Annotated in this window: 5 protein-coding genes; all 5 read right to left on the bottom strand. The window is 72.4% G+C overall.

Annotation, left to right across the window (positions count from 1 at the left end):
* Positions 1-708, bottom strand: a 708-nt coding sequence (locus ACTIR_RS21425) for an FAD binding domain-containing protein (RefSeq protein ID WP_034238128.1), incomplete at its 3' end; no start/stop codon positions are given.
* Complete coding sequence (locus ACTIR_RS0103305) at positions 705-3155, bottom strand: xanthine dehydrogenase family protein molybdopterin-binding subunit (protein ID WP_026453214.1); 2451 nt, start codon at positions 3153-3155, stop codon at positions 705-707. The genes ACTIR_RS21425 and ACTIR_RS0103305, both read right to left, overlap by 4 nt.
* A complete protein-coding gene (locus ACTIR_RS0103300) occupies positions 3152-3697 on the bottom strand; it encodes a (2Fe-2S)-binding protein (protein WP_026453213.1) in 546 nt (181 codons plus the stop codon). Before ACTIR_RS0103300 ends, ACTIR_RS0103305 begins: the two co-directional genes overlap by 4 nt.
* A 256-nt stretch (positions 3698-3953) precedes the next feature.
* Complete coding sequence (locus ACTIR_RS0103295) at positions 3954-5078, bottom strand: XdhC family protein (RefSeq protein ID WP_026453212.1); 1125 nt, start codon at positions 5076-5078, stop codon at positions 3954-3956.
* Positions 5071-5336: VWA domain-containing protein (locus ACTIR_RS21420; protein ID WP_034238123.1), on the bottom strand; the 266-nt coding region annotated here is incomplete at its 5' end. The genes ACTIR_RS21420 and ACTIR_RS0103295, both read right to left, overlap by 8 nt.

Genomic DNA, 5336 nt, shown 5'->3' with positions numbered 1-5336 from the left:
GGGCTGCCCCACCAGCGCGGCCTCCACGCCCCGCGCCCGGACCGGCACCGACGCCATGTTCGTCAGCGCCACCCGGGCCTCGGCGATCGCACCCGCGTCCGTGCGCACCGTCGCGGCCACCCCGACGATGGACCACGCCTGTGCCACCCGGTTGAACTTCTCATAGTGCGCCTGCCAGCCGGTGAACTTCGGGACCCGCACCTGGGTCAGGATCTCGGACGGATCCAGGGCGGTGGTGAAGAAGTCGGCGAAGAACTCCGCCGCGGGCACCCGGCGGGTGCCGTCCATCCCGCGCAGGACCATCTCGGTGTCCATCGCCAACGCGGGTGCGAGCAGGTCCCCCGCCGGGTCGGCGTGGGCCAGCGACCCGCCGAACGTGCCGCGGTGGCGCACCTGCGGGTCGGCCACCGTGTCGGTGGCCCGCGCCAGCAGGGCCGCGTGCTCGGCGATCAGCGGGTCCCGTCGCACGTCGTGGTGCGTGGTCATCGCGCCGATGATCAGCGCGTCGCCGTCGTCGCGCACCCCGCGCAACTCGTCGATGTTGGTGAGGTCGACGACCGTCGTCGGCGCGGCCATCCGCAACCGCAGCACCGGCAGCAGGCTCTGTCCACCCGCGAGGATCTTGGCGTCCTCACCCGCGTCGGCCAGGGCCCGGACCGCGTCATCCACCGTGGACGGAGCCACGTAGTCGAACGGGGCGGGGATCACTGCGCACCTCCGTGTTCGGCGTCGATCGAACCGAGGCCGCCACCGGCCTCGGCGCCCGGCCCACCGGCGGCCTGCTCCCCGGTGTGAATGGCCTTGAAGACCCGCATCGGCGTACACGGCATCCGGACGTCGTCCACGCCGAAATGCCGCACCGCGTCCACGATCGCGTTCACCACCGCCGGGGTCGAGGCGATCGTGCCCGCCTCCCCCACCCCTTTGACGCCGAGCGGGTTCGTCGTGGACGGCGTCTCGGTGCGGTCGGTGGTGAACGACGGCAGATCCGCCGCCGACGGCAGCAGGTAGTCGGCGAACGTGCCGGACATCAGCGTGCCGCCCTCGTCGAACACCGCCTCCTCGTACAGCGCCTGCGCGATGCCCTGGGCGAGTCCCCCGTGGATCTGCCCCTCCACGATGAGCGGGTTGACCACGGCGCCGACGTCGTCCACGCACACGTAGGAGCGGATGGTGCTGCGCCCGGTCTCGGTGTCCACCTCCATCGCGCACAGGTGCGTGCCGTGCGGGAAGGAGAAGTTCTCCGGATCGAAGGTCGCCTCCGAGTCCAGCGACGGCTCGACCCCCTCGGGCAGGTCGTGGGCGGTGAACACGGCCAGCGCGAGGTCCTGGATCCGGGTGGAGCGGTCCGTGCCACGCACGGTGAACCGGCCGTCGGCGAACTCCAGGTCGTCCTCGGAACACTCCATCAGGTGCGCGGCGATCGTGCGGGCCTTCGCGACGACCTTCTCCGCCGCCTTCACCACGGCGATCCCGCCGACGGCCAACGACCGCGAGCCGTAGGTGTCCAGACCCCTGGGGGAGGACTGGGTGTCGCCGTGCAGGATCTCCACGTCGTCGAAGCCGACGCCGAGCTGGTCGGCCACGATCTGGCTCCACGCGGTCTCGTGCCCCTGCCCGTGCGGCGAGACCCCGGTGACCACCTCGACCTTGCCGGTGGGCAGCATCCGGATCTCCGCGTGCTCCCAGCCGCCCGCGCCGTAGTCCAGCGAGCCGAGCACCCGGGACGGCGCCAGGCCGCACATCTCGGTGAACGTGGAGATACCGATGCCGAGCTGCACCGGGTCACCGCGTTCCCGCCGCTCCCGCTGTTCGCGGCGCAGCCCGTCGTAGTCGAACAGGTGCTTGGCCTGCTCGGTGGCGGCCTCGTAGTCGCCGGAGTCGTAGGTCAGCGTGGAGACCGTGGTGTAGGGGAACTCGTCGTTTCGGATCCAGTTCTTCTCCCGCAGCTCCAGCGGCTCCATGCCGAGTTCGGCCGCCAGCTCGTCCATCATCCGTTCGATGCCGAAGGTGGCCTCCGGCCTGCCCGCGCCGCGGTAGGCGTCGGTGACCGTGGTGTTGGTGAACACGTTCGTGCAGGAGAAGTGGTAGGCCGGGATCTTGTAGATCGCGTTGAACATGAACGCGCCGAGGATCGGCACCCCGGGGCCGACGAGGCTGAGGTAGGCGCCCATGTCGGCCATCAGCTCGACCTTCAGGCCGGTCAGCGTGCCGTCGCGGGTGGCCGAGATCGTCAGGTCCTGGATCTGGTCGCGCCCGTGGTGGGCGGCGACCATCGTCTCCGACCGGGACTCGGTCCACTTCACCGGCCTGCCCAGCTCCTGCGCCAGCCGCAGGGCGAGCATCTCCTCCGGGATCACGGCGAGCTTGCCACCGAATCCGCCGCCGACGTCCGGGGCGATCACCCGGATCCGGTGCTCCGGGATGCCCAGGGTCATCGCCGCCATCGTCTTCACGATGTGCGGGACCTGGGTCGCCGACCACATCGTCAGCTGCGGCGCGGTCGGGTCGACAACCACCGAGCGGGGTTCCATGAAGCCCGGCACGAGCCGTTGCTGGCGGAACCGGCGGGTGAGCACCACCTCCGAGTCGGTGAAGGCCCGCTCGACGTCCCCGCCCGAGCCCGCCTCGGCCGAGTCGAACGTCCACACCGCGTTGCGGTTGGTACCCAGGTCCTCGTGCACCAACGGGGCGTCGGGGGCCAGGGCCTGCTCCATGTCCAGCACGACGGGCAGGTCCTCGTAGTCGACGTCGATCCCGGCGAGCGCGTCCTCCGCCTCGGCGGCGCTGCGCGCGACGACCACGGCCACGCCCTCGCCCGCGTAGTTCACCGTGCCCTGGGCGAGCATCGGCCTGCGGGGGTGCTTCATGTCCGGCGAGATCGGCCAGGCGCACGGCAGCGCGACCGCGCCCTCGGGATCGAGGTCCTCGGCGGTGTAGACGCCGAGCACGCCGGGCATCTCCCGCGCCTCACCGGCGTCGATCCCGGTGATCCGCGCGTGCGCGACCGGGCTGCGCAGCACGGCCACGTGCACCATGCCCGGCAGGGTGATGTTGTCGGTCCACCGGGTGCGCCCGGTGATGAGCCGCTCGTCCTCCTTGCGGACCCGGGCCCTGCCGACCTCGGTGACCGCCGGTTCCGTCGTCGACGTCACGACCGCGCACCTCCCCGCACACCCGCCGTGGTGGCCGCGCCGGTGGTTTCCCCGACCCGTTCGGCCTCCGGGCCCGCCCCGGGCCGCATCTCGCTCGCCGCGTCCTGCACCGCGCGGACGATGTTCTGGTAACCGGTGCACCGGCAGAGGTTGCCCTCCAACCCCGCACGGACGGCCTGCTCGTCCGGGTCCGGGTTCTCGGCGAGCAGGTCGATCGACTGCATGATCATGCCGGGGGTGCAGAACCCGCACTGCAGCGCGTGGTTGGTGGAGAACGCCTTCTGCACGGGGTGCAGCTCGCCGTCGCGGGCGAGCCCCTCGACCGTGGTGACCTCCCGGCCGTCGGCCTGGACGGCGAGTACCGAGCAGGACTTCACGCTCTGCCCGTCCAGGTGGACGGTGCAGGCTCCGCAGTTGCTCGTGTCGCACCCCACCACGGTGCCGACCTTGCCGACCTGCTCACGCAGGTAGTGCACCAGCAGTGTGCGGGGTTCGACCTCGTCGGTGTAGCGGGCTCCGTCGACGGTGACGGTGATGCGCATGGGGCCTCCTGTGCTGGCACGGCCCGCCGGGGCGGGCCGGGGAACGCGGCCGTCGGGTCGACCACCTCGGTGATCGACCTCACAGGTAACCCTGCTACCTCCGGGCTGCCGGGACAACCCCGGCGGCCCCCGTGCCCGCCGATCATCGCCCGATCGGGCCTCCGTTTTCCGGCGGAGCACCAAAAACGCGCGTTCCACCCCGGCGGCGTGTCGGCCGTGGCCCGGTCGGCGGGGCCTGCCAGGTGGGAACGCGGGGTCAGCGGGGCTCGGTGGTGTGGATGCGGCCGTCGACGTCGGAGAGCCTGCGGCCACCGCCGCCCCAGCGCAGCGCGATGATCTCGGCCGCGATCGACACGGCCGTCTCCTCCGGGGTACGGGCGCCGAGATCCAGCCCGATCGGGGAGGCGAGGTGCTTGAGCTCCGCCTCGGTCAGTCCCGCCTCGCGCAGCCGCCGCATCCGGTCGTCGTGGGTGCGCCGGGAGCCCATCGCGCCGACGTAGCCGAGGTCGAGCCGCAGGGCCACCTCCAGCACGGGGACGTCGAACTTCGGGTCGTGGGTGAGCACGGTGACCACGGTCCGGCCGTCCACGCGGCCCGCCGCGGCCTCCGCCTCCAGGTAGCGGTGCGGCCAGTCCACGACCACCTCGTGCGCGTCCGGGAAGCGGCTGCGGGTGGCGAACACCGGGCGCGCGTCGCACACCGTGACCTCGTACCCCAGGTAGCCCCCCATCCGGGCCATGGCCGCGGCGAAGTCGATCGCGCCGAAGACCAGCATCCTCGGCGGCGGCTCGAACGCGTTGACGAACACCGCCATGCCCTCGCCCCGGCGCTGGCCGTCCGGCCCGTAGTGCAGGGTGCCGGAACGTCCACCGGCGAGCAGTCCCCGCGCGTCGTCGGTGACGGCGTCGTCGATCCGGGCCGACCCGAGGCTGCCGGAGACCCGGTCCGGCCACACGAGCATCCGGCCGCCGAGCCGGTCGGTGTCCGGATGCCCGACCGTGGTCACCACGGCCACCGGCCGTCCGGCGCGGACGGAGTCGACCAGGTCGGGCAGTTCCGGCATGGAGTCGCGGTCGATCCGCTCCACGAACACGTCGATGATGCCGCCGCAGGTCAGCCCGACGGCGAACGCGTCGTCGTCGCTGACACCGTAGCGCTGCAACACGGGTGTGCCGTCGTCGACGACGCGCTGCGCGAGCTCGTAGACCGCGCCCTCGACGCACCCGCCGGACACACTGCCGACCACGGTGTCGTCGGTGCCCACCAGCATCGCCGCCCCCGGTGACCGCGGCGCCGAGGAGAACGTGTCCACCACCGTGCCCAGGCCCACCGGCTCACCGGCCCGCCACCGGCGGTACAGCTCGTCCAGCACGTCATGCATGGCTGATCTCCCTCAGCAGTCGTTCCAGCGTGGCCAGACTGTGCCCCGCGAGCAGCTTGTCGACATGCGGCCACGCGGCGGCGATCCCGGACTGGACGGGCTCGTACCCCGGGCGGCCCGCGTGCGGGTTGACCCACAGCACCGCGTGCGCCAGGCGGCGCAGCCGGGCGGTCTGCTCCCCGAGCAGGCCCGCGTCGCCACGTTCCCAGCCGTCGGAGAACAGCACCACGGTGGCCCGGCGGGCGAGGCCGCGCTGGC

This window comes from Saccharomonospora iraqiensis subsp. iraqiensis, assembly GCF_000430445.1.
Lineage (GTDB): Bacteria > Actinomycetota > Actinomycetes > Mycobacteriales > Pseudonocardiaceae > Saccharomonospora > Saccharomonospora iraqiensis.
Note: the sequence above shows the minus strand (reverse complement) of the source record. Positions and strands in the feature narration are given on the sequence as shown.

What these genes read in the sequence shown, in the direction of transcription:
- ACTIR_RS0103295 (WP_026453212.1), bottom strand. Translation starts at nt 5,078, where the DNA reads ATGCATGACGTGCTGGACGAGCTGTACCGCCGGTGGCGGGCCGGTGAG.
- ACTIR_RS0103300 (WP_026453213.1), bottom strand. Translation starts at nt 3,697, where the DNA reads ATGCGCATCACCGTCACCGTCGACGGAGCCCGCTACACCGACGAGGTC.